Genomic DNA, 25247 nt, shown 5'->3' on the forward strand with positions numbered 1-25247 from the left:
CCAGCTTCCACCTCGCGACCCCGCAATGATTGACGGACGTCCGGGACTGCAAAGCCGCGAGGAATGCACGATGGTGACAACGTATTTCAGCTACAGCTACATCACGCACAATCTCAAGCAGTCCCTCACCCGGGTCGAACAGCAACCGGACGTCGCGCGGGAGGCCGCCTATTACAAAGCCAACATCGGCAAGGTGAAAACCATTGACGATTTCATGAAGGACTATCGCCTGTATCATTATGCGATGAAGGCATATGGCCTGGAGGACATGGCGTATGCCAAGGCTTTCATGAAGCAAGTGCTCGAGAGCGACCTCAACGACTCAAAAAGCTTCGTCAACAAGCTCGTCGACAAGCGGTACCGGGAGTTTGCCGCGGCATTCTCCTTCGCCGGCGGCACCACGCCGGTCGCACAATCGGAGCACCAGACCGATGAGATGATCGGCCTGTATACGGCGACCAAGAAAAGCCAGGTGGATGCACTTGCTGACGACTCGAAATACTACAGCGCCCATATCGGTAGTATCACAAGCGCAGACCAACTCCTGAACGACGACCGTCTGCGCGACTATGTCTATTCGGCATACGGGATCGATCAAAGCAAGTGGCCTCGTGATACGATCAGTCAGGTCCTGCGCAGCGATCCATCCGATCCAACCAGCTACGTCAACACCACCTTTGCTTCCCAGTTGAATGGCCTCAAGGCCCAGCTTGCTCAAGCCCAATCCGATGTCAGCGCCGCAAATTCAAGGATAGCCGACTACACGGCGCAACTATCGCAACCGGGAGCCAATGTGACCCAGTTGAAGGTCCAGATACTGGTCGAAAAACATCACCTGGAGTCTTACGCGAGCAGCATTTCCGGCCTCAGCGGCCAGATCGCGACCATTAACGGGTTCGTGGACGTGGCCGGCGCCTTCGAGTTTTCGCCCGACGGATCGCTTCCGTCAGGCGTGTCCGCACAGACTGCTGCAAATGTCACGATCACGAAACAGCGGTTCGACGACAGCAAGGCGGCCGTCTATTCGGCGGCAAGCCCGCTGAACGAAGCTTTCGCAATCAGGCAATTCAGAACGGCTCTCCTCACCGTCAATTCGGTCGACGCGTTCGTATCGACGCCGGATGTGTATGTCTTTGCGCTGGGCGCCGTCGGCCTCGATCCCAAGGAGGTCTCCCAGGCCACGATCAAGGCCGTTCTCGAAAGCGACCTCAGCGATCCCAAGAGCTACGTCCATACCCTCAAGGACGATCGCTATGTCCAGCTCGCGCGCGCCTTCAATTTCGATGCAAAGGGCAATCTGACGACCCCCCTGGTAGCCCAGGACCCTGCTGAAGTGCTCAAGATCACAAAGGACTACGTCATTTCAGCGGTGAAGAGCGCAAGCACGGCGAGCACCCAGCAGCAGGCGGCAGTTCGGGCACAGGCGACCAAGGATGCGACGGATTATCAGGAGGCGATTGCAGGCATCGACAGCGTGTCCGATCTTCTTGCAAACAGGCCGATGGTCGATTTCATTCTCTTGGCCAAGGGTTTGGATCCCAGGAAGGTCAGCACCGATTTTCTCAAGAAGATCTTCGCCTCCGACCTGAACGACTCAAAGAGCTTTGCGAACACGCAGAGCGATCCCCGCTTTGCCGACATCGTGGCGTCGTTCAACTTCGACGGCAAGGGCAACGTCGCACGCCTCCCGATGATGGGCCCCCAGAAGCGGGATCAATTCCGGGAAACACAGGCGAACTATCTCCAGCAAAGCCTGGAGCAGCAGCAAGGAGACACGAATCCCGGCGTGCGCCTGGCGCTCTACTTCCAGCGAAAGGCGGGCGACATCACGTCGGCATACGACATCCTCGCCGACAAGGCGCTTTCGGAGGTGTTCAGGACCACCTTCAATTTGCCTGATCAGATGGCGGCGATGCCGATCGACCGGCAAGCCAAGTACGTGGACAAATTCATGAAGCTCAAGGACCTGTCCGATCCTGCGAAGGTTGCAAAGCTGTTGAATCGTTTCTCCGCCATGTATGACATCAAGAACAGCCAGAGCACCGGCCAGGCTCAATCTCCCTTGCTCAACCTGTTTCAGGGATCAGGCTCAGGGATAAGTCAATCGACGTTCTTGGCCATTGCCAAGCTACGTGCTCACTGACCGCTCGCCGCAACTAGTCCAGCACCTCGAGCACCAGCTCCATGGTCATCAACACAGGATTATCGCCACGGATCAGCCGTCCCTCCGCAATGCCGCCGGTGTAGTCGATCAGGGCAACTTCGAGCGCGGCTTCCGGCGCGCCGGAGGCGCCGGGCGCGATCGCCCCGGCTGTTATGGCAAGCTCCGTCGCAAAAGGCTCGGTCATGCCGCCATGGGTGAAGCGCGCGCCGATGGTCGAGCCGACGCCGCCATGAATCCTCGCGCGCGCGATGCCGTGCGCGCGGCAGAAATCTTCGAGGCAGAAGGCAAAGTCCTGATTGGGCCGCAGCCGCAGCGCGAAGGCGCGGCTCGTCGTCCGCGCGCCGGTGCTTTCGGCCGACACCGGCCCGAACAGCTTGAAATTGGTCTCCGGATCGGGTTCGGCGGTGAACATCGCGCCGTCGATGCCGAAGGCCTCGACCTCGAACGGTTCGGCAACCATGGTCTCATCCGGCATCATGTGGCCGCCGCTCGCCTTGCCATCGGCCTCGGTCCACAGCCCATGGCAATGAAAGAACGGCGCGCCGTCGCGCATGCCGAGCGTCATGCTGCCGAGCTTCGTGCGGGTCACGCCGCCGGGCCGGTAAGTGTCGCTGTAGAACGCGGCGTTCTCGCCGGTCTTCGACAGCGCCGGCATGACATAGGCGAACGGTCCAAGCGTGCCGCGCCGGAAGTTCAGCACGCCGCCGGCAAAACCTTCCGCGGCAAAACCGCGCCGCGCGGCTTCCAGCAGCGGCAGATCCGCTTGAAGCGTGAATGCGAAAGCGCGCCCCCTCGCCTCCATCCATTGAATGCGTTCCGGGACTGGCGCGCCCGGCTGCTTGATACTGCGCATCACCTGCGCTCAGCCCGTCTTCGCTTTGTCGAGGTCGAGCAGCCCGCGCGCCTCGAGTTCGTCACGCACCATCCGCTTCGGCACCTTGCCGTACCCGGACTTCGGCAGCGCCTCCCAGAAGAAGAACCGCTTCGGCATCTTGTAGCGCGGCACTTTCGGCGAGAGGAACGCCGCCATCTCCGCTTCGCTCACTGGCTTCGCGCCTTCGCGCGCAACGCAGACAGCTATTCCGACCTCGCCCCAGGTCGCATCGGGCACGCCGAGCACGGCGACCTCGCCCACCGCCGGATGCGTCAGGATCTTCTCCTCGATCTCGCGCGGATAGATGTTGGAGCCGCCGGAGATGTACATGTCGGAGGCACGTCCCGTGATGTAGACGAATCCCTCCTCGTCCATGTGGCCGAGATCGCCGGTGCGGAACCAGCCGTTGCGAAATGCCTTCGCATTGGCTTCGGGATTGTCGTAGTAGCCGGCGAACACGGCAGGCCCGATCACGCAGATCTCGCCGCTCTGGTTGGCTTTGAGCTCCCGTCCCTCGTCGTCCTGGATCGAGACCTGCATGCCGGTGCGCTCGAAGCCACAGGTGCCGATCTTCGCGTTCGGGCCGTCCTCGGGATCGTGCAGCGCGGCCGGCAGCACGGTGATGTTGCCGGTGACCTCGCCAAGGCCGAAATACTGCACGATGACCTTGCCGAGCTTCCTCAACGCGGCCTTTTGGTCCTCGCGATACATCGGCGCGCCCGCATAGATCACCTGGCGCAGCGAGGAATGATCGTATTTGTCGGCGGCGGGATGCTCGACCATCATCTTGAGGATCGTCGGCACCGTGAAGAGATTGCTGACGCGATGCGCCTCGATCAGGCGGAACGCCTCGTTGATGTCGAATTTTTCGGTCGGCAGCAGCACGGTACATGCGCCACGCGCGGTCTGCATCAGCTGGTGCACGCCGGCGCCGTGCGACAACGGCGCCACCACCAGCGAGGCATCCTGCTCCGTCGTACCGGGCGTCAGATCGGCGAGATGATTGGTGACGACGAACCCCATCTGGCCGTGGGTGAGCACGGCCGCCTTGGAACGGCCGGTGGTGCCGGACGTGAAGAAGAACCAGCAGGGGTCGTCGTGTTCGACGGCGACGTTCTCGACTGCCGTTCCTGCCCGCGAGGCCATGGCCTCGGCAACCGACATATCCGCGAATGGCGCCTTGCCGTCGATGCTCCAGATGAACTCAAGCGCGCCGCCGCTCACGGCCGCAGCGTGCTCGGAGAAATCGACATGGCACAGAAACGCCTTGGCGCCGGAGGCCTGCGCGAGATAGCTGACCTCGTCCGGCATCAGGCGGAAATTGGTGGGCACCCAGACCGCGCCGAGCCGGAACGCGGCGAACATCGAGACGAACATCTCATCGCCATTTTTGGAATGGACGAGGATGCGATCACCCCTGGCAATGCCGCGAGCGGCGAGCGCCGCGGCCAGCGCCGAGACCTGTGCATCGATCTCGCGCCAGGTCCAGGACTTGTCACCCCAGACGAAGCCGGGGCGCGATCCATGCCGCCGCGCATTCTGGGTCAGCATGTAGGCGAGATTCATGACGCGGCGGGACATGCGCAGGGGCTGCATCGGGCTTCCTCTTCGACGACGGGCGGCGCACAAGCTGCCCGCTCATTGCCGCCCATTTATCGCCATCGCCAGCGCCCCTGCAAGGCCGGCGGCTGCGAACGAGCTCTACGGCTGCCTGAACGCAAACGGCGGCGCCGCGATGGTCTTCTGCTTGATGCAGGTCTGCGGACCGAAGCCGCCGCAGAAGCTGCCATGCAGATCGAAGCGGATGGTGCGGGCGGCGCCGCGCTTCGACGGCGGCGCCATGATCCTATAGCGGAGAACATGGCCGCCAAACACCTCGCGCACCCTGCCCTCCGGCAGCGTCACCAGGATCTTCATGACGCAGCCGCCGGTTCCGCAATACGTCGTCTCGCGGTCGCCGCATTTGGTGTCCTGGAAATCGACGATGTAGTCTTCGCGGCCATCGCCGGTGAGGTCGATCTTGCGCACGGTGTTTGGCGCGAAGGTCACCTCGCCGCCCTCCTGGGCGTCGCATTCCTCATTGGCGTAGTGCAGCGCGGTCTGTACGCCCGGTGGATAGTCGGCCGGATTGAACGGCTTTGCGTCGTCGGCGCGCGCACTGGCCACGAGCAATGTGAGCAGGAGGATCAGAGATCGCATTGGCGTTGGTCGCAGCCACGACTGCAATTGTTCAGTGAATTTTAAACATGATCGGCGCACCCTCCATCCGTCTCCGCGTACAGAGTGCATTCCATGATCAAAGCGCCCGCCGTCCTCCTGCTCACGCTGGCGCTTGCCGGATGTGCCGTTGCGCCACAGGCGCATCTGGCTTCCGATCCCGCCTTCAAGCCTGCGCGTTATGCCTGGGATGGCGCCGGCGAGGATCCCAACAGCCCGCGCGCTGCTTCACGACCAACGCGCACCGCCGCCCACTCCGAGCGCAACAGGTCGCAAGCCGGCGGTCAGCCCTATTCGAAGGAATGGTGGCAGGCGCAGGACGGCATCGAGGCCGAGCAGGACGCCAGGGTCAACCGCTCCCTGGTCATCTGCCAGGGTTGCCTTCGCCAGCCGCCGCAGCCCGAAGATGCCAGGCTGGCCAAAGCGACCGATTGAACCGAACGACCGCATCGGAAACCTGCCGACCCGACCGCGCGTTACGGCCTCGTGCGCGAGGCTGGCAGCTGGAGGGCCACGACATGAGCGACGTCATCAACAACAAGGCGCAACACCGCTACGAGCTCGCAGTGGAAGGTCATCTCGCGACCGAACATTACAAGCTCGATGGCGACGTGATCACGTTCGAGCATACGGACGTGCCGAAGGAACTTGGTGGCAAGGGCATTGGCTCGAAGCTGGTACAAGGCGCACTCGACCAGGTCCGCGCCGCCGGATTGAAGCTGATCCCACAATGCCCTTTCGTGAAGGCGTGGATCGACAAGCACCCGGACTATGCAGATCTCGTAACAAGATGAGTGCACGGGCCCGCCGCCCATGACCGGCGGGCCTGCCGGCATCTACGGCTTATTGCCCATGCTTGAGCAGGTCCTGGTCAGTCTGATCCCAGTCCTGCCACAGCTGGAGTATGCCGAGCAGCACCACCACCGCACCGAGGGTCGTGTGATAGATGCGGAGGAAGCCGTCGGCGGAATAGCCGATCACGTAAGGCGAGGCGATGAGCCACAACCCGACCAGGATCGTGGTCACCTCTTGCCACCGCTGCAAGGCGACGTATTCGAGCTGGCTGAGGCCAAACACGATCAGACCGATCGCGACGGTGTTGAGGATGGCCGTCTGGTGCCCGGTGATCGCCGGATCCTGAACGGGAAACCACGGCGAAGCCACGATCGCCGCACCAAGCAGCATCCCGCACCAGTCCTCCCATGTTCGATGAGTCTTCAAGAAACCAGAGTCCGACATCGTACCCTCCTGCAAAAGAGGCATACGTCTGCGGCTGGCGATCACGACACTCCGAATGTCTGGCGACCTGCCGGCCGCATTCGGGCGTATGTCCTCTCCAGGACGTGGGAACCGAAGTTCGGCTTGCAAGAGCCGTATCGAGGATTATTTGCGGTCGCCGCACCATGCTCGCAGAACACGATTTCCATACTGCACTGCGGTCACGGCCGCACCCATTTGCGGATATCTCCTCTGCGCCAATCTGCCTTGGTCTCACCTTGGCAAGGACGGAATTCGCCTCCTAGATCACAAGGCAATCTGCATTTCGGAAGGATCCCTGATGGCGGCATCGGTACGCGACAACAAGGACAGGAGCCGCTTCGAGCTCGATGTCGGCAGCGACGTCGCCTTCGCCAATTACCGGCTGACGCCGTCGGCCGTCATCATCACCCATACCGAGACGCCGCGCGCGCTGCGCGGCCGTGGCATCGGCTCCGAACTGGTCAAGGGGGCACTGGACCTGATCCGGCGCGACGGCAGGAAGGTGATCGCCGGCTGCGGCTTCGTCGTCGACTATCTCGACAGGCATCCGGAGGATGCAGATCTGGTCGCCTGAGTGCAAAAGGGCCCGTGAGATCGCGGGCCCCTGCGGCACGACCCGGCGCGGGTCAGTGCTTGATCTCCGGCGGCAGCTTGCCGCCGTTGGCGGCGAGCTTGGACATTACCTGCTTGTGCAGCCAGACGTTCATGCTGGCCGAGTCGTTCATGTCGCCGCCGTACCCGAGCTCCTTGGCAAGATCCTTGCGCGCAGCGAGGCTGGAATCGATGTCGAGCGCCTTCATGAGGTCGACGATCGAGGTGCGCCATTCCAGCTTCTCGCCCTTGTGGGCGGCCGCCGCCTTGTCGACGATCGCCGCCACGTCGACGGCAGCCATGGGCGCGGCAGCCGGCGACGAAGCGCCTGGCGCGCTTGCGGGCGCGCCGGGCGAAGCTGTGCCGCCGGCGGGCGCGGCGGAGGCCGGCTGGCTGCCGAAGATCGCGCTCATGATTTTCCCGAAAATGCTCATGTCTGCTCCCCGAAAAGGAATCCGTTGGAAGGGCCTTGAGTGGCACTTATAGACGAAGTTGCCGCGCTGCGCCCGCGAAGTTCCGCGGGCTAACAGCAGCATCAGCTTATCTGCGGCGAAATGACGACAGAATGACGTCGTTGTGGTTGCGGTTGCGGCGCGGCATCGAATTTCACCCAAGCATGAGGGACAGGACTTGGACTTTGGGAGTATTGTTGGCGTTCAGCTCGCGATGCCAGCCGGAATTCGCGTGTGGTCGGGATCGCGAGATTTCAGAGAATGGCGGCCGCTTGCGCCGTTTGCCGGCGCCGGGCTTGGCTGCCTGGCAAGGGAGCTAGCGACCATGGCCACACTCTACCAGGGCAATGTCCCCACGATGGCCCAGCCCGCGGATGCGGCTGGACCGGTGATCCGAACCATCCGACTGTCCGATCTGCGGGACGCGCTCAGGCGCGGGTGGGAAGACTTCAAGGCCGTTCCGAGCCACGCCATCATCCTGTGCGTGATCTACCCGGTGCTCGGCCTCGTGCTCGCCCGCGTAGTGATGGGCTATTCGGTGCTGCCGCTGTTGTTTCCACTGGCTGCCGGTTTCGCCCTGATCGGGCCCTTCGCGGCGCTCGGACTTTACGAGCTCTCCAGCCGGCGCGAGCGCTATGAACCGGCCAGCGCCTGGGATGCCCTGGAGGTGCTGCGCTCGCCTTCGTTCGGTGCGATGCTGGGCCTCGGCACGTTGCTGCTCGCCCTGCTCGTCACTTGGGTCGCGACTGCGCAGGCGATCTACATCGCAGCGTTCGGCTATGAGGGCGTGACCGGCCTCTCGGACTTCGTGACGCGTGTGCTGACGACTCAGCAAGGCTGGTGGCTGATCGCGGTTGGCTGCGGCACCGGCTTCCTGTTCGCACTCGCCGCGCTCTGCATCAGCGTCGTGTCGTTCCCCTTGATGCTCGACCGTCATGCCGGCGCATTCGAGTCGATGGTGACGTCGCTGCGGGTCGTCGCAAGAAACCCCGTGCCGATGGCGGCGTGGGGCTTCATTGTGGCGGTGCTGCTCGCGCTCGGCACAATACCGGCCTTCGTGGGCCTTGCCGTGGTGATCCCGCTGCTCGGCCATGCCACGTGGCACCTCTACCGCAAGGTGATCGTCTCGGAGCCCGGGGCGCGCCCGGTGCCGCCCCCGCCGCATCGTCCGCGCAAGCCGGCCGCCGACTTCCCGGCCAACCTCTTCCCCTGGCGCAATCGGACCGACGCCTGACGATATCGTGACATGCGATCCTGCCTTGCCCTGGTTCGGGCAGGATCGCACTCTGTTGTGCGCCTTGCTTTGGCCGCGGTTCCGGCCGAGATTGCGTCGACCGATCAGATCGCTTCACGGAATTCATTTACTCGAATGATCCCGACGATTTCTCGTCTTGCTCTCGCAGCCTTCGCCCTCTCCGCTTCAATCCTGTCAGGCCAGCCAGCGCTCGCTGCTGTTGCCTGCGGCTCGGGCAATTTCGATGCCTGGCTTGCGGATTTCAAAACCGACGCTGCGGCGAAAGGCATCTCGCAGCAGGCCATCACCGCCGGGCTTGCCGGCGTGACGCTCGATCAGAGCGTACTCAACCGCGATCGCTCGCAAAAAGTCTTCAGCCAGAGCTTCGAGGAGTTCTCCGGCCGCATGGTGCCGCCGCGCTTGGAACGCGGATCCAACAGGATGAAGCAATACGGCTCGGTGCTGTCGCGCATCGAGCAGACCTATGGGGTGCCCGGCGAGGTCTTGGTTGCGATCTGGGGTTTGGAGACCGATTTCGGCGTCAACACCGGCAAGTTCGCAACGATCCGTTCGCTGGCAACGCTCGCTTACGATTGCCGTCGATCCGAGCAGTTTCGCGCCGAGCTGATGGACGCGCTGCGCATCGTCCAGCGCGGCGATCTTGCGCCTGCCGACATGAAGGGCGCCTGGGCCGGTGAGCTCGGCCAGACCCAGTTCATGCCGTCATCCTGGATGAAATATGCCGTCGATTTCGACGGCAATGGCAAGCGCGATCTCCTGCACAACGCGCCCGACGTGCTCGCCTCCACCGCCAACTATCTCGCCGGCTATGGCTGGCAACGAGGCAAGGATTGGCAGCCGGGCAGTCCGAATTTTGCGGTACTTCAGCAATGGAACAAGAGCGAGGTCTATTCCAAGACCATCGCCTATTTCGCCACCCAGCTGGCGCGCGCCCCTTAGACCTTCGGAGAAGCGAGTAAGGGCCGATCGCGCGGCGACCGACCCTCTCTTTGATGCGCTAACTTCTCAGCTTCTATTTGGTTCTATTTGGCCATGCTGGCCTGCATCGCCTTGTTCAGATGCGCACCGCACACACCCATCTTGCCGTTGAGCAGCGCGTCCTGCGCCGCCGCGATTTCCTTCTGCGCGACGAACTTGCTGTCGCCGTCGGCCATGTTCTCGATCGCGGTCTCCGTCTTCTCCAGATTCGTCCCGCTGCAGCCGCCCGCGGCGTGCTTGGCGGCCTCAGCCGGCGCAACGGCGAACGCGACGGTAGCAATTGCGATAACCCCGAGTAACTTCGACATGACGTTACCTTCCTTCTTGTCCTTGCACAGACCAGCGACATTGCCGGATTCTGCGGCATGACTTTCATCTGGGCGCGTCAACTTGTCGCAATAAATTCTCCGCGAGAATTGCGTGATGCTGCGCGTGGCGCAGAGCGGCATGCAGAAATGCTGTCTTCATGAAAGCGATGCTGCACGCAAAGCGTGCACTCAGCGTGCAGGGACGTTCACCGGTCGAAAAAGCGACAGACATCAGGGCTATCCGCAGCAGATATGAATGAATTAATATTCATATCTTTTATTCCTGACTCATGCGAATCGCGCATGTGTGACTTGGGTTCAGTAGCTAGTGTGGGTCCTAGCGGGCGCAGGAAACGCAACATATTTCCCTGACGCATCGCAGCTCACTCTGACGCGATAAGTCCGTGAATTCACGGACATTTGTTGCTCGCTCTACGAGACTCTGCCCGTTGCTTGGGCGGAAGCGCCCTCAGGTTAATCGTCCGTTACAGACGCTATGCACCCCGCGCTTAGCTGCATCGCAACATAGGAACTTTCGCACTGCACTACTCCCATCTATATTCACTTCAACGATGAGGCTCGGGCAAGAGCTGAATCGAACTACAGGAGACTACCAATGCTGCTCTCGCTCATCCGCATGATCCAGGCCTTCCGGGACTATCAGCGCAATGTTGCCGAGCTGTCCCAGCTCAGCGATCGCGAACTGGCCGATATCGGCCTCGATCGCTCGGACATCCCGCGCGTTGCCGCCGGTCAGTATCAGGGCTGATCATTTCAGCCCCGACCGGACGACCCGATAGCGCCCGCCTCGTGCGGGCGTTGTCGTCTCTGGTGGCAGAAAACTCGATCTCGGCGATTCCACTCTCCGCCGAAAAGCGCTACCTGTCCGCCCCATGACAGGACCCCAATCCAACATCGTCCACGTGATCGGCGCCGGCCTCGCCGGTTCTGAGGCTGCCTGGCAGGTGGCGAAATCCGGCGTGCCGGTGGTGCTGCACGAGATGCGGCCGACCCGCATGACCGAGGCGCACCGCACCGATGAGCTCGCCGAGCTCGTCTGCTCCAATTCGTTCCGATCGGACGACGCCGCCAACAACGCCGTCGGCCTCCTGCACGCGGAGATGCGCCGGCTCGACTCGCTGATCATGCGCGCGGCCGATGCCAACCAGGTGCCCGCCGGCGGCGCACTCGCGGTCGACCGCGACGGCTTCTCGGCGGCCGTTACCAAGGCGCTGAAAGATCATCCCCTGATCGAGATCGCCCGTGGCGAGGTCGGGGGCCTGCCGCCGGCCGACTGGAGCAACGTCATCATTGCCACCGGCCCGCTCACCTCCGCGCCGCTGGCCGACGCCATCCGCGAACTGACCGACGAGAACGCCCTCGCCTTCTTCGACGCCATCGCGCCGATCGTGCACCGCGAGTCCATCGATATGTCGGTGGCATGGTTCCAGTCGCGCTACGACAAGGTCGGCCCCGGCGGCAATGGAGCCGACTACATCAACTGCCCGATGACAAAGGAGCAGTATGACAGCTTCGTCGCCGCGCTGATGACCGGCGAGAAGACCGAATTCAAGGAATGGGAGACCAATACGCCCTATTTCGACGGCTGCCTGCCGATCGAAGTGATGGCGGAGCGCGGCCCCGAGACGCTGCGCCATGGTCCGATGAAGCCCGTCGGCCTCACCAATCCGCACGATCCCGCCACGAAGGCTTATGCGATCGTGCAGCTCCGTCAGGACAACAAGCTCGGCACGCTCTACAACATCGTCGGCTTCCAGACGAAATTGAAGTACGGCGAGCAGCAACGCATCTTCCGCACCATTCCCGGTCTCGAGAAGGCCGAGTTCGCCCGACTCGGCGGCCTGCATCGCAACACCTTCCTGAATTCGCCGAAGCTGCTCGACACCCAATTGCGGTTGCGGGCACAGAAGCGGCTGCGCTTTGCCGGCCAGATGACGGGCTGCGAGGGCTATGTGGAATCCGCCAGCGTCGGCTTGATCGCCGGTCTCTATGCGGCAGCGGACGCACGCGGCGGGATGCTTGTCAGTCCGCCGGGCACGACTGCGCTCGGATCGCTGCTCGGCCACATCACCGGCGGCCATATCGAGACCATCGAGCCGGGCACACGGTCGTTCCAGCCGATGAACGTCAATTTCGGCCTGTTCCCGCCGCTCGCAACGGTACCGACGAAGAAGCCCGACGGCACGCGATTGCGCGGCAACGAGAAGACGGTGGCCAAGAAACAGGCGCTGAGCGCACGGGCGCTCGCCGATCTCGATCGCTGGATCGCCGATCATCTTCGCATTGCCGCCGCCGCATGAGTCTTCGATGAGCCTCCCCAAAGACGACGCCGCAGAGCTGTCGGCGCGCTGGACCGAAGGCGTGCTGCTCAAGCGCGACGTGTTCTCGACCGTGGAGCGCGGCCGCTTCCGCGCCGAGAGCGGCGAGACCGACGCGGTGCTGCGCCGGCTCGACGAGGTGCCATGGTGGTCGTTTCTGCTGGCACGCCATCTGTTCGCCCGCGAGAAGCATGCACTGGTGCGCGCCAAAGGCCTCAATGTCGGTCCCGAGCTGCTGTGGGCCGGACGCCGCGCGCTGGTGCGCGGCTTCGTCGACGGCGTCGCGCTGCATCTGGCAAAGCCGCATGGCGATCTCGCCTATTTCCGCTCGGCCAAGGCCGCGCTGCGCCGGCTGCGCCGCGCCGGCATCTGCCACAACGATCTCGCCAAGGAGCAGAACTGGCTGGTCGGCCGCGACGGCCGCGCCTACGTGACCGATTTTCAGCTCGCCGCGTGCTTCAGCCGTCGCGGCCGGCTCTATCGCATCCTGGCCTATGAAGACCTGCGGCATCTTCTGAAGCACAAGCGCTCCTACGCGCCGGAGGCGCTAACGCCGCGGGAGCGGAAGATCCTGGCGAAGAAGTCGTTCGCCGCGCGCCTGTGGCTCGCCACCGGCAAGAAGGTCTATCGCGCCATCACCCGCGGCCTGTTCAACTTTACCGACCGCGAGGGCGGCGGCCGCCGGCTCGTCAACGACGCGCCGGTGCTCGCCGAGCTGATCCGCCGGAATCCTGCCGTGCGCGACACCGCCATCGTCGCCTTTGCCGACCGCCGCTCCGGCGTCGGGCTCTATGCCTTCGTCGAAGCCGATCAGGCCGCGCTCGAAGGCCAGCTCCGCAGCGAGCTTGCCGCCGCCAAGGGACCGAAGCCGCCCGAGCACATCCAGATCGTGCACGCCTTGCCGCGCAACGCGAGCGGCGCGCCGCGCACCGAGGTTCTGCAACTGGTCGCCATGAACCAGCTCGACCTGATCGAGCCGATGATGAAGAACGAGCAGGACCGCGCCTTCCTCAAGGATATCCTGGAGCAGCGCAAGAACCTGCGCGACCGCTTCAATTTCGAGGCGAAGCTGCCGGCGGGTTAGTATTGCGGCGTGCCTTGAAGCGTCCACATTGGCGATAGAGAAACGCTTGGATAGCGCAGGGCTGGCAAAGATCATGGGCACTCGGGGGACGATGATGCATCGTGTGATTGGCGGGATGATCGCCGGCCTTCTGCTGCTGGCAGGCGCGCCCGCGATGGCTGACTCGCCGGCCGAGCTGATCTCGAGCTTCCGTCTCAAGCACGGCGAGGTCCGCGTCGTTCGCGATGCCACCCTCGACCGCATTGCCATGGATCAGGCCCGCGCGATGGCGGCGAAGGACGACCTCAGTCATGATGCGCTCGGGCCCTTCAACCGCCGCGTCGCGCCGGCGGGCGCGGGCCGCGCCGCCGAGAACATCGCCTACGGCTACGACAATTTCGAGAAGACGCTGGGACAGTGGATCGACTCGTCCGGGCACCGCAAGAACCTGCTGCTGCACAACGCCTCCCGCGTCGGCATCGCCAGCGCCAAGAATGCCAGCGGCAAGCGCACCTATTGGGCCATGGTGATCGCCGGCGATTACGAGCCGAAGGGCAAGGGTAAGGGCAAGAAGGACAAGGAGCCGCTGGTTGCCGTGAAGCGCGAGGCGGCGCCCGCAACCAAACCCAAATCCAGCACCTGCACCATCAAGCTGCTCAGCCTCTGCATCTGAGCAAGACTGCGCCGTCTTGCTCGCAGTCCTCGACGCGTCTAATTCATGCATGAAGATCGCGAGAAGCGGAGGCGCAAGTGATTGACCTCGACCGGATACGCGCCGACACGCCTGCCGCCTCCCGGCTCGCATACCTGCACAATGCGGGTGCGGCTCTGATGCCGGCGCCGGTCGTCGCGGCGGTGAAGGGACATATCGACCTGGAAAGCGAGATTGGCGGCTATGCCGCCGCCGACCGTGAGTCCGATCGGCTCGACGCGGTCTATGGCTCGGTCGCGCGCCTGCTGAATGCCGCCCCAGACGAGATCGCCCTCGTGGAGAACGCGACGGTTGCCTGGCAGATGGCGTTCTATTCGCTTCCGTTTCGCCAGGGCGACCGGATCCTGACCGCCGAAGCGGAATACGCCGCCAACTATGTCGCCTTCCTCCAGGTCGCCAAGCGCACCGGCGCGATCATCGACGTGGTGCCGAGCGATGCCAGCGGCGAGCTCGACCTGCACGCGCTGGAGCGCATGATCGACCGACGCGTGAAGCTGATCGCCATCACCTGGGTTCCGACCAATGGCGGGCTGGTCAATCCGGCAGAGGCAATCGGCAGGATCGTGCGGGCGCATGGCATTCCCTATCTGCTCGACGCCTGCCAAGCGGTCGGGCAGATGGCGGTCGACGTCGAAGCCATCGGCTGCGACATGCTGTCGGCCACGGGCCGCAAATTCCTGCGCGGCCCGCGCGGCACCGGCTTTCTCTACGTCCGCCGCGCACTGCTGCAGCAGCTCGAGCCGCCGATGATCGACCATTTTGCAGCACCCTGGGTCTCTCGCGATGAATATCGGCTCCGCGACGATGCGCGCCGGTTCGAGACCTGGGAGAATAATTATGCGGCCCGGCTCGGGCTCGGCGCTGCCGTTGACTATGCACTCGATATCGGCATGGATCCCATCGAGCAGCGCTGCCGTCTGCTGGCGGACCGCCTTCGGGGCGGCCTTGCGTCGGTCCGCGGCCTCGCCATTCGCGACCTCGGCCGCGCGCCGGGCGCCATCGTCAGCTTCACGATGAACGGGTATGAGGCGGACGCCATCGTGGGCAGCGCTGCCGCCGCCGGCATCACGATCGGCGCGTCGGATCCAGCAAGTACCCGCATCGATGCCGAGCTCCGCTCGCTGCCGCCGCTCGTGCGGGCATCGCCGCACTATTACAACACCGAAGCCGAGGTCGATCGGCTGATCGGTCACCTCGTGGCTCTGGCGTCGCGGTAGCGGCATGCCCGCGCACCGCTCAGGTGCAGCGCGCGCTCAGTCCGGATGCGCTCAGTCTCGCCATCACCTCGTCGAGATGCGCGCTGTCGCGGGTCTCGATGACCAGCTGCAGCAGCGTCGCCTTGGCCGGAAGATCTGAGAAGGTCCGCTGATGCGAGACCTCGATGATGTTGGCGCCGGCTTCGGCCAGCAGCGCGGCCACGGCGGCAAGCTGCCCGGGGCGATCAGGAATATCGAGCGACAACTGCGTCAGCCGCCCCTCGCGCGCCAGCTCTCGGGTGAGGACGGAGGCAATCAGCCGCGTATCGATGTTGCCCCCGCTCAGCACCAGGCCGACCTTCTGGCCGGCAAAACGGGACGGATCGGACATCAGCGCGGCGAGGCCCGCGGCGCCGGCACCCTCGACCACGGTCTTCTCGATCGAGATCAGGGTGGCGACCGCGCGTTCGAGCTCGGCTTCATTGACGAGCGCTATGTCGTCGACGAGGCGGCGCACAATTTCGGTGGTGATCTTGCCCGGTGATTTCACCGCAATGCCCTCGGCGAGCGTGTCGCCGCGCGCCGGCAGATTGCCGTCATGGATGGCGTTGTACATCGAGGGATAGAGCCAGGCCTCGACGCCCAATATCCGCAGCGATGGCTTGATCGATTTCGCGGCAATGGCGATACCGCTGATCAACCCGCCGCCGCCGATCGGTACGACCAGCGTGTCGAGATCCGGTACCGCCTTCAGCATTTCCATCCCGATCGTGCCCTGTCCCGCGATGACAAGCGGATCGTCATATGGGTGGACGAAGATCATGCCGCGCGCTTCACCGTGGCTGCGCGCGAAGCCCGCCGCCTCTTCCAGAGTCGCGCCCGTGACAACCACCTCGGCGCCGTGATGCCTGGTGTTCTCGATCTTCACCATGGGCGTGCCGATCGGCATCACGATGGTGGCGGGAATGCCGAGCCGCTTGGCGTGGTAGGCGACGCCCTGCGCGTGGTTGCCCGCGGACATTGCGATCACGCCCCGCACGCGCTCTTCCGGCGTCAGCGCGGTGAGCCGATTGAGCGCGCCGCGCTCCTTGAACGAGGAGGTGAACTGGAGGTTTTCGAATTTCAGCCAGATGTCGCAGCCGCAGATGCTGCTCAGTGTTCGGCTATGGCTGCAGGCCGTCTCAACGACGGCGCCGCGGATGGTCTCGGCGGCCGCAAGAATGTCGCTTGGTGCGACCGGAAAGCCGCTGAGATCGGACGTGCTTCGGGATAAGTCAGCCATAGGACAGCATAGAGCATTTGGCGGGCTCAGGCGATAAGCCAGCCGCTATTTGGTAAATTCACGCGATCGCGAGGCGCGCCACAATGTCCAGAGCGTGCGCAGCCGCGACGACGGCTGCAGCGTAAACGGGTTGCGTCCCGGACGCGACAGGCGCTCGAGATCGGCCTGCGCCTGGCTCAGCGGCAGAAACGCCGGCCGCGTCGACGGTGCCACCTGTGCCAGCAGCGACGAAGCCGTCGTCAGATGCTGGCGGGCTTCACCCGCAAGCTGCTCCAGCACCGCATGGAGATTGGGTGTCTCCTTGCCGGCGAAGACGTCCTCGATGCTGCAATTGTGCCTCTCCATCAGCTGCTGCGGCAGGAACAACTGCCGGTGCGCGGCATCGCGCGGCAAGTTGGCGATGACCTGCACGATGCCCTGCGCCAGCCCGGCATGGCGGACGAGATGATCGACCGCCTCCGACGGCGGTCCCAAAACCTGCGCCGCCAGACCGAACAGCGCCGATGAGGTCGCGGCCAGATAGCCTTCCAGCGCGGCCATGGTCGGCATCGGGTCGTTGTAGAGATCGAACTGGTGCTCGTCGGCAAGCAGCGACAGCGGCTCGACCGGAAGATTGAAATCACGGATCGCGCGGAGCAGCTCGGCCGCCACCGGATTGCCCTCGGCGCTGCCATGGACATGGCCTGACAGCATATCGGTCCACCATTGCAGGCGGATTTCGCCCGGCAAAGGCTGGCTCACCTGGTCGCGGACGCGGACGATCTCGACGTTGAAGGCATACAGGGCCAGCAACGCACGGCGCTCGGCGACCGGCGCGAACAGGGTCGCGGCGTAGCGTGGAAAGTCATGGCTGCGCACCAGCTCGGCGCAGAAGGCAACGGAATCGGGCGGCGGCGCAGGGCTGCTCATGGCACGGCGATCAGCGCAGCGGCAACCCGCCGCCGTTCGCCGATCATGATGTTGTAGGTGCGTACGGCGGGTCCGGTCTGCATCGTGTCCAGCACCACCCTCACCGCCTTGAGCGCCTGACGCAGCTCCGGCGGCGGCAGCCAGAGCCCGGTTCCGGTGCCGACCAGGAGCGTGTCGATGCTGTTGGCGGCCGTGAAGACCCGATCCAGCGAATAGCGATCGATCTTCTGGGGGTCCGTCACGTCCCAGGCCCAGATCGCGTCCGGCAGGCAGAGCAGCGAGCCCCGATGCGACATGCCGGCAAAGGCAAAGCCGCCCTTGCCATAGGCATCGATCGGCGCCGAGCGCGGGAAATGCGGAGCATTGGGATCGCCGGCCATGAGCTTCGTCCGAATGGGCTTACTGCCCTCGCAAACTCCTGCGAGGGCACGAGGTTCGGATCATGCCTTGTTTTTCTTCGCCGGCGTAGCCGTATCGGGCGCATCTTCGCGATGCTCGCCGACGCCGAGGTAGATCAGGATCGGGGCCGCGATGAAGATCGAGGTGTAGGTGCCGACCAGCACCACGCCGAACATCATCACTGCGGTAAAGCTGTGGATCGCGTGTCCGCCGAACAACAGCAGCGCAAGCAGCGCCAGCGTCACCGTGAAGTGAGTGATGATCGAGCGCGAGAGTGTCGAGTTGATGGACTCGTTGAGAAGCTGCGGCATCGGCATCTTCTTGTAGCGCCGCAGCATTTCACGGATACGATCGTAGATGACGACGGTGTCGTTGAGCGAATAGCCCAGGATCGTCAGCAGTGCGGCGATGCTGGTCAGGTCGAAATCGACCTGGCTGATCGACATGAAGCCGATGGTCAGCACGATGTCATGCACGTTCGCGATCATGGCGCCGAGCGCGAACTGCCATTCGAAGCGGAACCAGAGATAGATCAAGATGCCCAGGATCGCGAGCATCAGGCCGAGCATGCCGTAGGCCAGCAATTCGCCTGAGACGCGCGGGCCGACCACCTCGACGCGGCGGTATTCGACGGAATCGCCAAGCGCAGCGCGAACCTTCTGCACGGCCTCCTGCTGGGCGGCGTCGCCGCCCGGCTGCTCCGCGACGCGGATCAGGACGTTCTCGGGTCCGCCAAACTGCTGCAGCTGGACTTCGCCAAGACGCAAGCCATCCAGCGTCGTGCGCATCGCCGCGATGTCGGCGGCGCCGGACTTGGCCCGCACTTCGAGCAGCGTGCCTCCCTTGAAATCGATGCCGAAATTCAGGCCATGCGTGAAGAACAGCGTGATCGCGACGATCGATAGCGCCGCCGAGATCGGGAAGCTGATGCGGCGGAAGCGCGTGAAGTCGAAATGCGTATCGTCAGGGACGATGCGCAGCGACGGCAGCCAGCCGAACACCGAGACCACGGTGAGAATGGCAATGAGGACGCCGAGCCCGATGAGAACGGTGTGAGTCACGATCAGGCTCCTAGATCGGCACGCTCTGCGGCCGCTTCCACCGCACCCACCAGGCTACGATCAGCCGGGTCATGGTGAAGGCGGTGAACACCGTGGTGATGATGCCGATTCCGAGCGTCACGGCAAAGCCGCGCACCGGGCCGGTGCCGATGTAGAACAGCACCGCGGCGGCAATGAAGGTGGTGATGTTGGAATCGAGGATGGTCGCGAGCGCCCGCTTGAAGCCGGCGTCGATGGCCGAGATCGCGTTGCGGCCGCCGCGCAGCTCCTCGCGGATGCGCTCGTAGATCAGCACGTTGGAGTCCACCGCGATGCCGACTGTGAGCACGATGCCGGCGATGCCGGGCAAGGTCAGCGTGGCATTGAGCAGCGACAGCAGGCCGAAGATCATCGCGACGTTGATCGCCACCGCGATGTTGGCGAACACGCCGAACAGACGGTAGGTCAGCAGCATGAAGACGATGACGAGGATCGAGCCGACATAGGCCGCAAGCTCGCCCTTCTCGATCGAATCCTGGCCGAGGCCCGGACCGACGGTGCGCTCCTCGACCACCGTGAGCGGCGCTGGCAGCGCGCCGGCGCGCAGGAGGATCGCGAGATCGTTGGCCGATTGCACCGTGAAATTGCCGGAGATCTGGCCCTGACCGCCGGTGATCGGCTCGCGGATCACGGGCGCCGAGATCACCTTGTTGTCGAGCACGATCGCGAAGGGCAGTCCGACGTTCTCCGTCGTGGCCTGCGAAAACTTGCGCGCGCCCGAGGAGTTGAACTTGAAGCTGACGACCGGCTCGCCGGTGCGCTGGTCGAAACTCGCCTGGGCGTCGGTCAGGTCGCCGCCGGCGACGAGCACCTGTTTCTTGACCACGTAGGGCGTGGGCGGCGGCGATGCGCTCATCAACAGCTCGGATTCCGGCGGCAACCGCCCCTGTTGCGCCTGGTCCGGCGGCACGGAGGTGTCGACCATGCGGAATTCCATCTTCGCGGTCTTGCCCAGCAGTTCCTTGAGGCGCGTCGGGTCCTGAAGACCCGGGACCTGCACCAGGATGCGGTCATTGCCCTGGCGCTGGATCACGGGCTCGACGGTGCCGAGCTCGTTGACGCGGCGTTCGACGATCTGGATCGACTGCTCGATGGTCTTGCGCATGCGGTCGAGCATCGCGGCCTGCGGGATGCTCAGGCGAATCACACCACCGCCGGCATCAGCCACCTCGAGGTCGCGCTGACCGCTGGATCCCATCAGGCCGCCCAGCGGCTGGGACAGCTCCCGCAGCTTGGCGAGTGCAGCCTGCGCATCGCCTTCCTTGGTGATCCGAACCTCGACCGCGTCGTTGCGCACGGTGACGCCGCCGGTGAAGCCGATCTTGGCATCGCGCAGCGTCCGGCGAACGTCGTCGCGGACCTGGTCGAGCCGCTCCTTCTTCACGTAGTTGGAATCGACCTCGAGCAGCAGATAGGAGCCGCCCTGGAGGTCGAGGCCGAGCACGAGCCGGCGCTGCGCCCAGGCGGGCCAGGTCTTGACCTGCTCCTCGGGGAAGAAGTTGGGGATCGCGCAGAGGCACACGATCAGCGCCGTCAGGATAATCCCCAGCGCCTTCCACCGCGTGAAATACAACATCGACTGGACCTGTCAGATCAGGAGACTTGAGAGACTCGCGCGAGCGCTCACTTCGCCGCGGTGTCGTCCTTGGCGCTATCCTTCGAGCTTTCTTTCGCCGGCTCGCCCTTGGCTCGCACGCCGGAGATCATCTGGCGCATCTGCCGCACGCGCACGCCGTCGGAAATCTCGAACTCGATCTGGTCGTCGTCGACGACCTTGGTGACCTTGCCGACGAGGCCTCCCGAGGTCACGACGGTGTCGCCGCGGCGGATGTTCTTCACGAGCTCGGCGTGGTCGCGGACCTTCTTCTGCTGCGGACGCAGAATCAGGAAGTACATGATCACGAAGATCAGGGCGAACGGCAGCAGCGACATCAACATGCTGTTGGTGTCGCCGGCGCCCGCGGCCTGGGCATACGCAGGGGTAATCAGCATTCGGACGATCCTCGTGAGAACGGGGGAAAGCCGGTCAGGCCCTCGAGGGCGACCGGTTCGGTCAAATTCGCGCGGACTATAGCGGCCATTGCCCCAATTGCAACGCTGCCAGACCGCCCTTTTGGGCCACCTTGCGGCGCGCCGTCAGGCCCGATAAGGCTGCGTTCTCAGGAACTTCGGACATGCCCAAAAACCTTAGCAAAAGCCCGGCCGGCAAAGGCCCCCGCACCCCTGCCAGGAAGCCCGCCCGCGTCGCGGCAAAACGCCCCACGGCAGCCTCCAAAGCCATAGCCAAGGCAGCCCCAGACCTGTCCCAGGAGCGCATCGTGCGCGCGCTGGAGACGATCGCGGCGCACCTCTCCGCCCAGGGCATGCCGGCCGCCGAGGCCGAGTCGTTCGAGCGCGCGGACGCCTATGTCTGGCATCCCGACGGGTGCCTCGCGGCCGTGCCCCGCGTCAGCCGCGTCGAGCTGTTCCTGCTGAAGGGCGTCGACCGGATGCGCGACATCCTGATGGAGAACACCGAGCGCTTCGCCAATGGCCTGCCGGCCAATAACGCCCTGCTCTGGGGTGCGCGCGGCATGGGCAAGTCGTCGCTGGTGAAGGCAGCGCATGCCAGCATCAACGCGGAGCGCAAACCGGCCGACAAGCTGAAACTGATCGAGATCCACCGCGAGGACATCGAGAGCCTCCCCGCGCTGATGGAGCAGCTGCGGGCCTCGTCCTTCCGCTTCATCGTGTTCTGCGACGATCTCTCCTTCGACGGCAACGATGCCTCCTACAAGTCGCTCAAGGCCGTGCTCGAAGGCGGCATCGAGGGCCGGCCCGAGAACGTCATTCTCTACGCCACCTCGAACCGCCGCCACCTGCTGGCGCGCGACATGATCGAGAACGAGCGCTCGACCGCGATCAATCCGGGGGAAGCGGTCGAGGAGAAGGTCTCGCTATCGGATCGCTTCGGCCTCTGGCTCGGCTTTCACCGCTGCAGCCAGGACGAATATCTCGCCATGGTGCGCGGCTATTGCAGCCATTTCGGCATCAGGATCGATGACGAAGCGCTGGAGCGCGAGGCGCTGGAATGGTCGACGACGCGCGGCTCGCGCTCGGGCCGCGTCGCCTGGCAGTTCGTGCAGGAGCTGGCGGGACGGCTGGGTGTGAAGCTGACGGCGAAGTAGCGGGAGCTGTTACCCCGAATTCAACTGTCATCGCCCGCGAAAGCGGGCGATCCAGTACGCCGCGGCTTATCGGCTCAACAACTGGCGTCTCTGGAATACTGGATCGTCCGCCTTCGCGGACGATGACAACGTGTTTTTGGCGAGGGTGTGCCCGACCGAAGCGGAGGCCTCACGCCCCGTTCAGGAATTGAAGCGGGTCAACCGGGCTGGATCCCTTGCGGATCTCGAAGTGGAGCTGCGGCGACGCCACCTCCCCGGATTGACCCGACTTGGCAATGACCTGGCCGCGCTTGATGGTGTCGCCGCGCTTCACCAACAGCTCACTCGCATGGGCATATGCGGTGACGTAGCCATTGGAGTGCCGAACCAGGACCAGATTGCCGTAACCTTTCAGCTCGTTGCCGGAATAGGCGACGACGCCGTCTTCGGCCGCCTTCACGGGCGTCCCTTCGGGCACCGCGAGATTGATGCCGTCATTGGCTTTGCCATTGGTCTTGGCGCCGTAGCTCGTGACCACCTTGCCGCGGACGGGCCAGCGGAAGGTCGGCAGCGCACCGGTGGCCTCCGCGGCCTTCGCCGGCGTCTCGGCGGGTTTCTCTTCGACATTGGCCGTGGCCTGGGCCAGGCGCGCGCTCTGCACCGGCGTGGCCGCCGCCATCTTGGTGGCAGGCGCGGGAGCGGCCGCTACGGGCTGGAGCGTTCCGGCCACCGGAGCAGCCCCGACCGGAGCCGCAGTAACCGGCGCCGCGACGGCCGCAGTCTTCGCGCCGGGCACGGTCAGCTTGGTGCCGAGCTTGAGTTTGGCCGACGGATCGAGGCCGTTTGCACGGGCGAGTTCAGCCGCCGAGATACGATTCTTCCGCGCAATGCTGGCGAGCGTGTCGCCGCGATTGACGAAATGGGTGCTCGACGGCGCAGCCATGGCCGCAACCGGCTTGGCCGCGGGCGCTGCCGCAACGGGCGCCATCGCCGGCGCGGGCACCGGTGCAGCGGCCGTCGCCGGATGCGGAATGATCAGCTGCTGGCCCGGCGAGAGCGCGCGCGGCCCCTTGTAGCCGTTGGCGGCAAGGATCGCCTGCGGCGTGACGCGATAGCGCTTCGCCAGGACGTCCAGCGTGTCGCTGGTACCGACGATGATCTTGGTCCCGCCGGTCGGCTGGGCGGCCGCAACCGAGCGCGGCGGCACGGTGGCCGTGGTCTCGAGACGCGGCTGCGCCGGAGGCGCATAGGAGCCGACGCCGCGTCCGCCACCGGACACTCCCCCACCCGACGCGACCGGATAGGATTGCGGCGCGGACACTGCCGGCGCCGACAAGGGCTGCGACTGATAATAGCCGGGCTGCGTCTGCGGCCGCGCATATTGCGGCAGCTCACGCTGCTGCGGCGGCGCCTGCTGCACCGATCCCGTGGATTCCGAGGCGAAGGGATTGGAGAAATTCGTCTGGGACAGACGCGACGACATGTCGGCGCTGCACCCTGCAAAGCTGAAGGAGATCAGCGCCAGCGCCGCGACCTGCGGCACGCGGCGCGAGTAAAGCAACTCGGCGACAGCGGACATGGTTACTCACTCGTACGCAACAGAACTGGTGTTTTAAGTAAACACCTACCGAGTAAATAACGGCTTAACCCTCCCAATAAGGTGTTGGCGGCACAGCCGATCCGGGTTCTACAGTTCCCGCGCCACCCCGGGCAGTGCCGGTACGAAGCGGACCTCGACGAGTTCCCTCCGCTCGATTCCGGTCTCGCTGCGGGTCAGGCGGGTCAGCGTCTGCACGCCCTGATGCGGGCCGACCGGGGCGATCAGGACGCCTCCGACCTCCAGCCGCTCGATCAGGTTGTCCGGAATCTGCTCCAGCGCGGCGGTGACGATGATGCGATCGAACGGACCGATATTGGGAGGCAGATTGAGGCCGTCGCCGAGCATCACCTCGACATTGTGACAATCGAGCTTTTCGAGTCGGGCGCGTGCCGTGTCGGCGAGCTTGCGATAGCGTTCGACGGTCAGCACCTGGCCAGCAAGGCGCGAAAGCACGGCAGCCTGGTAGCCAGACCCGGTGCCGATTTCGAGCACCCGGTGCTGCTTTTTGAGCTGGAGCTGCTCGGTCATGTAGGCGACGACGAAGGGCTGGCTGATGGTCTGCCCGCAGGCGATCGGCAGCGCGCTGTCACGATAGGCGCCGTCGCGATCGGCGTCCTCGACGAAAAGCTCGCGCGGCACCTCCTCCATGGTCCTCAGCACGGCCTGATCGCTGATGCCCCGACGCCTCAGCGTCAGCTGAAACATCATCTTTTCCGGCGGGTGCTGATGGGACGTCATAGCTGCTGTTGCTCATCTCGTCTGGCGCATCGCGTTGCACCGCAAGAACCCGAGACGAGAATCTTGTTCCGGCTCAGGAACTCATGATAGCCTTTCGGCGCAGCATTTGACCACAACCGGGCTTTCAAAGCGCTAAGCCGTTTGCGGGTTGCGTTCGCCGAAACGCGCATTGCGCCCCCTATCGTTATCTGCGAACGTTCACGAAAATGGGCAAGGACTCACCAATGACTGCGACAGGGCTTTCGGGCCGCTCTGTTTTCCTCGTCGAAGACGAGGTCATGATCAGAATGATGGTCGCGGACATGCTGGAGGAGCTCGGCTACAAGGTTGCCGCCGAAGCGGGCGACATCACCGAGGCCATGCGGCTTGCGCAATCCACCGAGTTCGACCTCGCCATTCTGGACGTCAACGTCAACGGCAAGGTCATCTCGCCAGTGGCCGACGTCATCATGGCGAAGGGCCGCCCATTCATCTTCGCCACCGGTTACGGCTCTTCCGGCCTGCCCGAGCAATACCGCGACCGGCCGTCGCTGCAAAAGCCGTTTCAGCTCGATGCGCTTGGCAGAACCATCGAAGCCGCGCTTCGCGGCGGCTAGAGGGTTTTCGAGCGAAGTCGACGCCGGTTCGCGTCACGAAAACGCGTCGAAACAGGAATCCAGAGTCC

27 protein-coding genes are annotated in these 25247 nt (G+C 64.2%); 13 read left to right on the forward strand and 14 right to left on the reverse strand.

The features are described from left to right. Positions 1–70: 70 nt before the first annotated feature. Positions 71–2143: a DUF1217 domain-containing protein gene (locus H1B27_RS13380; protein ID WP_197966365.1), complete on the forward strand. Its 2073-nt coding sequence runs from the start codon at positions 71–73 to the stop codon at positions 2141–2143. A gap of 13 nt (positions 2144–2156) precedes the next feature. On the opposite strand, the gene H1B27_RS13385 is transcribed toward H1B27_RS13380, so the two are convergent. The 3 genes from H1B27_RS13385 to H1B27_RS13395 form a co-directional block, all read right to left on the reverse strand. Next, on the reverse strand, positions 2157–3017 hold the full coding sequence (locus H1B27_RS13385; protein ID WP_061881770.1) for a PCC domain-containing protein: 861 nt from the start codon (positions 3015–3017) through the stop codon (positions 2157–2159). 9 nt (positions 3018–3026) lie between these two features. After that, on the reverse strand, positions 3027–4634 hold the full coding sequence (locus H1B27_RS13390) for an acyl-CoA synthetase (RefSeq protein ID WP_197966366.1): 1608 nt from the start codon (positions 4632–4634) through the stop codon (positions 3027–3029). A 105-nt stretch (positions 4635–4739) separates the two neighbouring features. Further along, entirely contained in the window at positions 4740–5237 is a 498-nt protein-coding gene (locus tag H1B27_RS13395) for a hypothetical protein (RefSeq protein WP_061881772.1), read from the reverse strand. 93 nt (positions 5238–5330) lie between these two features. On the opposite strand from H1B27_RS13395, the gene H1B27_RS13400 reads away from it, so the two are divergent. Together H1B27_RS13400 and H1B27_RS13405 are read left to right on the forward strand one after the other, a co-directional pair. Next, positions 5331–5690 (forward strand): hypothetical protein, encoded by a 360-nt coding sequence (locus tag H1B27_RS13400; RefSeq protein WP_061881773.1) that lies wholly within the window; start codon positions 5331–5333, stop codon positions 5688–5690. An 83-nt stretch (positions 5691–5773) separates the two neighbouring features. Then, on the forward strand, positions 5774–6049 hold the full coding sequence (locus tag H1B27_RS13405) for a GNAT family N-acetyltransferase (protein ID WP_061881774.1): 276 nt from the start codon (positions 5774–5776) through the stop codon (positions 6047–6049). Between the two features lie 49 nt (positions 6050–6098). Here the strand turns inward: H1B27_RS13405 and H1B27_RS13410 are convergent, their stop codons facing one another. After that, a complete protein-coding gene (locus H1B27_RS13410; RefSeq protein WP_061881860.1) occupies positions 6099–6494 on the reverse strand; it encodes an SPW repeat protein in 396 nt (131 codons plus the stop codon). Positions 6495–6813: 319 nt separating this feature from the next. Between H1B27_RS13410 and H1B27_RS13415 the strand changes: the two genes are divergently transcribed. After that, positions 6814–7089 carry a GNAT family N-acetyltransferase gene (locus H1B27_RS13415; RefSeq protein ID WP_197966367.1) on the forward strand — a complete coding sequence of 92 codons (276 nt, stop codon included), beginning with the start codon at positions 6814–6816 and terminating at the stop codon, positions 7087–7089. A gap of 52 nt (positions 7090–7141) precedes the next feature. Here H1B27_RS13415 and H1B27_RS13420 read toward each other — a convergent pair whose 3' ends face one another. Beyond that, a complete protein-coding gene (locus H1B27_RS13420; RefSeq protein WP_061881776.1) occupies positions 7142–7540 on the reverse strand; it encodes a DUF3597 domain-containing protein in 399 nt (132 codons plus the stop codon). A 343-nt stretch (positions 7541–7883) separates the two neighbouring features. Between H1B27_RS13420 and H1B27_RS13425 the strand changes: the two genes are divergently transcribed. Beyond that, complete coding sequence (locus H1B27_RS13425) at positions 7884–8792, forward strand: DUF2189 domain-containing protein (RefSeq protein WP_197966368.1); 909 nt, start codon at positions 7884–7886, stop codon at positions 8790–8792. Positions 8793–8927: 135 nt separating this feature from the next. Beyond that, positions 8928–9752, forward strand: coding sequence for a lytic murein transglycosylase (locus H1B27_RS13430; RefSeq protein ID WP_197966369.1), 825 nt, complete (start codon positions 8928–8930; stop codon positions 9750–9752). Positions 9753–9835: 83 nt separating this feature from the next. On the opposite strand, the gene H1B27_RS13435 is transcribed toward H1B27_RS13430, so the two are convergent. Further along, positions 9836–10240: a hypothetical protein gene (locus H1B27_RS13435; RefSeq protein WP_246515391.1), complete on the reverse strand. Its 405-nt coding sequence runs from the start codon at positions 10238–10240 to the stop codon at positions 9836–9838. A gap of 475 nt (positions 10241–10715) precedes the next feature. Between H1B27_RS13435 and H1B27_RS13440 the strand changes: the two genes are divergently transcribed. From H1B27_RS13440 to H1B27_RS13460, 5 genes are all read left to right on the forward strand, one after another. Beyond that, the gene (locus H1B27_RS13440; RefSeq protein WP_007590701.1) at positions 10716–10868 is read left to right on the forward strand and encodes a DUF1127 domain-containing protein; all 153 of its coding nucleotides are present in this window, start codon (positions 10716–10718) and stop codon (positions 10866–10868) included. 124 nt (positions 10869–10992) lie between these two features. Next, on the forward strand, positions 10993–12420 hold the full coding sequence (trmFO, locus tag H1B27_RS13445) for a methylenetetrahydrofolate--tRNA-(uracil(54)-C(5))-methyltransferase (FADH(2)-oxidizing) TrmFO (RefSeq protein ID WP_197966370.1): 1428 nt from the start codon (positions 10993–10995) through the stop codon (positions 12418–12420). 7 nt (positions 12421–12427) lie between these two features. After that, a complete protein-coding gene (locus H1B27_RS13450) occupies positions 12428–13522 on the forward strand; it encodes an AMP-binding enzyme (protein ID WP_061881780.1) in 1095 nt (364 codons plus the stop codon). Positions 13523–13616: 94 nt separating this feature from the next. Continuing rightward, on the forward strand, positions 13617–14174 hold the full coding sequence (locus H1B27_RS13455) for a CAP domain-containing protein (RefSeq protein WP_035677946.1): 558 nt from the start codon (positions 13617–13619) through the stop codon (positions 14172–14174). Between the two features lie 77 nt (positions 14175–14251). Next, positions 14252–15430 carry an aminotransferase class V-fold PLP-dependent enzyme gene (locus H1B27_RS13460; protein WP_197966371.1) on the forward strand — a complete coding sequence of 393 codons (1179 nt, stop codon included), beginning with the start codon at positions 14252–14254 and terminating at the stop codon, positions 15428–15430. Positions 15431–15449: 19 nt separating this feature from the next. On the opposite strand, the gene H1B27_RS13465 is transcribed toward H1B27_RS13460, so the two are convergent. From H1B27_RS13465 to yajC, 6 genes are read right to left on the reverse strand one after another with little or no spacing between them, the layout of a single operon-like run. After that, positions 15450–16691 (reverse strand): threonine ammonia-lyase, encoded by a 1242-nt coding sequence (locus H1B27_RS13465; RefSeq protein ID WP_197966372.1) that lies wholly within the window; start codon positions 16689–16691, stop codon positions 15450–15452. A gap of 45 nt (positions 16692–16736) precedes the next feature. Further along, entirely contained in the window at positions 16737–17600 is an 864-nt protein-coding gene (locus tag H1B27_RS13470; protein ID WP_197966373.1) for a phytoene/squalene synthase family protein, read from the reverse strand. After that, complete coding sequence (locus H1B27_RS13475; RefSeq protein WP_061881784.1) at positions 17597–17980, reverse strand: Mth938-like domain-containing protein; 384 nt, start codon at positions 17978–17980, stop codon at positions 17597–17599. The genes H1B27_RS13470 and H1B27_RS13475 overlap by 4 nt, the downstream gene beginning before the upstream one ends. 60 nt (positions 17981–18040) lie before the next feature. After that, positions 18041–19060 (reverse strand): protein translocase subunit SecF, encoded by a 1020-nt coding sequence (gene secF / locus H1B27_RS13480; RefSeq protein WP_061881785.1) that lies wholly within the window; start codon positions 19058–19060, stop codon positions 18041–18043. 10 nt (positions 19061–19070) lie between these two features. Then, positions 19071–20675 carry a protein translocase subunit SecD gene (gene secD, locus H1B27_RS13485; protein WP_197966374.1) on the reverse strand — a complete coding sequence of 535 codons (1605 nt, stop codon included), beginning with the start codon at positions 20673–20675 and terminating at the stop codon, positions 19071–19073. 47 nt (positions 20676–20722) lie between these two features. After that, on the reverse strand, positions 20723–21091 hold the full coding sequence (gene yajC, locus H1B27_RS13490; RefSeq protein WP_028179502.1) for a preprotein translocase subunit YajC: 369 nt from the start codon (positions 21089–21091) through the stop codon (positions 20723–20725). A 182-nt stretch (positions 21092–21273) separates the two neighbouring features. Here yajC and H1B27_RS13495 point away from each other — a divergent pair, with 182 nt between their 5' ends. Then, complete coding sequence (locus tag H1B27_RS13495; protein WP_197966375.1) at positions 21274–22266, forward strand: ATP-binding protein; 993 nt, start codon at positions 21274–21276, stop codon at positions 22264–22266. 169 nt (positions 22267–22435) lie between these two features. On the opposite strand, the gene H1B27_RS13500 is transcribed toward H1B27_RS13495, so the two are convergent. After that, positions 22436–23824: a LysM peptidoglycan-binding domain-containing M23 family metallopeptidase gene (locus H1B27_RS13500; RefSeq protein WP_197966376.1), complete on the reverse strand. Its 1389-nt coding sequence runs from the start codon at positions 23822–23824 to the stop codon at positions 22436–22438. A gap of 108 nt (positions 23825–23932) precedes the next feature. Further along, a complete protein-coding gene (locus H1B27_RS13505; RefSeq protein WP_156505316.1) occupies positions 23933–24583 on the reverse strand; it encodes a protein-L-isoaspartate(D-aspartate) O-methyltransferase in 651 nt (216 codons plus the stop codon). 224 nt (positions 24584–24807) lie between these two features. On the opposite strand from H1B27_RS13505, the gene H1B27_RS13510 reads away from it, so the two are divergent. Next, a complete protein-coding gene (locus H1B27_RS13510) occupies positions 24808–25179 on the forward strand; it encodes a response regulator (protein ID WP_061881864.1) in 372 nt (123 codons plus the stop codon). The last annotated feature ends 68 nt before the right edge of the window (positions 25180–25247 follow it).

The organism is Bradyrhizobium diversitatis (assembly GCF_016031635.1).
Taxonomy (GTDB): domain Bacteria; phylum Pseudomonadota; class Alphaproteobacteria; order Rhizobiales; family Xanthobacteraceae; genus Bradyrhizobium; species Bradyrhizobium diversitatis.

Bases quoted from the DNA above. Each gene is read 5' to 3' on its own strand.
- H1B27_RS13390 (WP_197966366.1), bottom strand. From the start codon at position 4,634: ATGCAGCCCCTGCGCATGTCCCGCCGCGTCATGAATCTCGCCTACATG.
- H1B27_RS13505 (WP_156505316.1), bottom strand. From the start codon at position 24,583: ATGACGTCCCATCAGCACCCGCCGGAAAAGATGATGTTTCAGCTGACG.
- trmFO (WP_197966370.1), top strand. From the start codon at position 10,993: ATGACAGGACCCCAATCCAACATCGTCCACGTGATCGGCGCCGGCCTC.
- H1B27_RS13420 (WP_061881776.1), bottom strand. From the start codon at position 7,540: ATGAGCATTTTCGGGAAAATCATGAGCGCGATCTTCGGCAGCCAGCCG.
- H1B27_RS13410 (WP_061881860.1), bottom strand. From the start codon at position 6,494: ATGTCGGACTCTGGTTTCTTGAAGACTCATCGAACATGGGAGGACTGG.
- H1B27_RS13380 (WP_197966365.1), top strand. From the start codon at position 71: ATGGTGACAACGTATTTCAGCTACAGCTACATCACGCACAATCTCAAG.
- H1B27_RS13470 (WP_197966373.1), bottom strand. From the start codon at position 17,600: ATGAGCAGCCCTGCGCCGCCGCCCGATTCCGTTGCCTTCTGCGCCGAG.
- H1B27_RS13440 (WP_007590701.1), top strand. From the start codon at position 10,716: ATGCTGCTCTCGCTCATCCGCATGATCCAGGCCTTCCGGGACTATCAG.
- H1B27_RS13385 (WP_061881770.1), bottom strand. From the start codon at position 3,017: ATGCGCAGTATCAAGCAGCCGGGCGCGCCAGTCCCGGAACGCATTCAA.
- H1B27_RS13415 (WP_197966367.1), top strand. From the start codon at position 6,814: ATGGCGGCATCGGTACGCGACAACAAGGACAGGAGCCGCTTCGAGCTC.
- H1B27_RS13430 (WP_197966369.1), top strand. From the start codon at position 8,928: ATGATCCCGACGATTTCTCGTCTTGCTCTCGCAGCCTTCGCCCTCTCC.
- H1B27_RS13435 (WP_246515391.1), bottom strand. From the start codon at position 10,240: ATGCCGCTCTGCGCCACGCGCAGCATCACGCAATTCTCGCGGAGAATT.
- H1B27_RS13400 (WP_061881773.1), top strand. From the start codon at position 5,331: ATGATCAAAGCGCCCGCCGTCCTCCTGCTCACGCTGGCGCTTGCCGGA.
- H1B27_RS13500 (WP_197966376.1), bottom strand. From the start codon at position 23,824: ATGTCCGCTGTCGCCGAGTTGCTTTACTCGCGCCGCGTGCCGCAGGTC.
- secD (WP_197966374.1), bottom strand. From the start codon at position 20,675: ATGTTGTATTTCACGCGGTGGAAGGCGCTGGGGATTATCCTGACGGCG.
- H1B27_RS13395 (WP_061881772.1), bottom strand. From the start codon at position 5,237: ATGCGATCTCTGATCCTCCTGCTCACATTGCTCGTGGCCAGTGCGCGC.
- H1B27_RS13510 (WP_061881864.1), top strand. From the start codon at position 24,808: ATGACTGCGACAGGGCTTTCGGGCCGCTCTGTTTTCCTCGTCGAAGAC.
- H1B27_RS13475 (WP_061881784.1), bottom strand. From the start codon at position 17,980: ATGGCCGGCGATCCCAATGCTCCGCATTTCCCGCGCTCGGCGCCGATC.
- H1B27_RS13455 (WP_035677946.1), top strand. From the start codon at position 13,617: ATGCATCGTGTGATTGGCGGGATGATCGCCGGCCTTCTGCTGCTGGCA.
- H1B27_RS13405 (WP_061881774.1), top strand. From the start codon at position 5,774: ATGAGCGACGTCATCAACAACAAGGCGCAACACCGCTACGAGCTCGCA.
- H1B27_RS13465 (WP_197966372.1), bottom strand. From the start codon at position 16,691: ATGGCTGACTTATCCCGAAGCACGTCCGATCTCAGCGGCTTTCCGGTC.
- H1B27_RS13425 (WP_197966368.1), top strand. From the start codon at position 7,884: ATGGCCACACTCTACCAGGGCAATGTCCCCACGATGGCCCAGCCCGCG.
- H1B27_RS13450 (WP_061881780.1), top strand. From the start codon at position 12,428: ATGAGCCTCCCCAAAGACGACGCCGCAGAGCTGTCGGCGCGCTGGACC.
- H1B27_RS13495 (WP_197966375.1), top strand. From the start codon at position 21,274: ATGCCCAAAAACCTTAGCAAAAGCCCGGCCGGCAAAGGCCCCCGCACC.
- yajC (WP_028179502.1), bottom strand. From the start codon at position 21,091: ATGCTGATTACCCCTGCGTATGCCCAGGCCGCGGGCGCCGGCGACACC.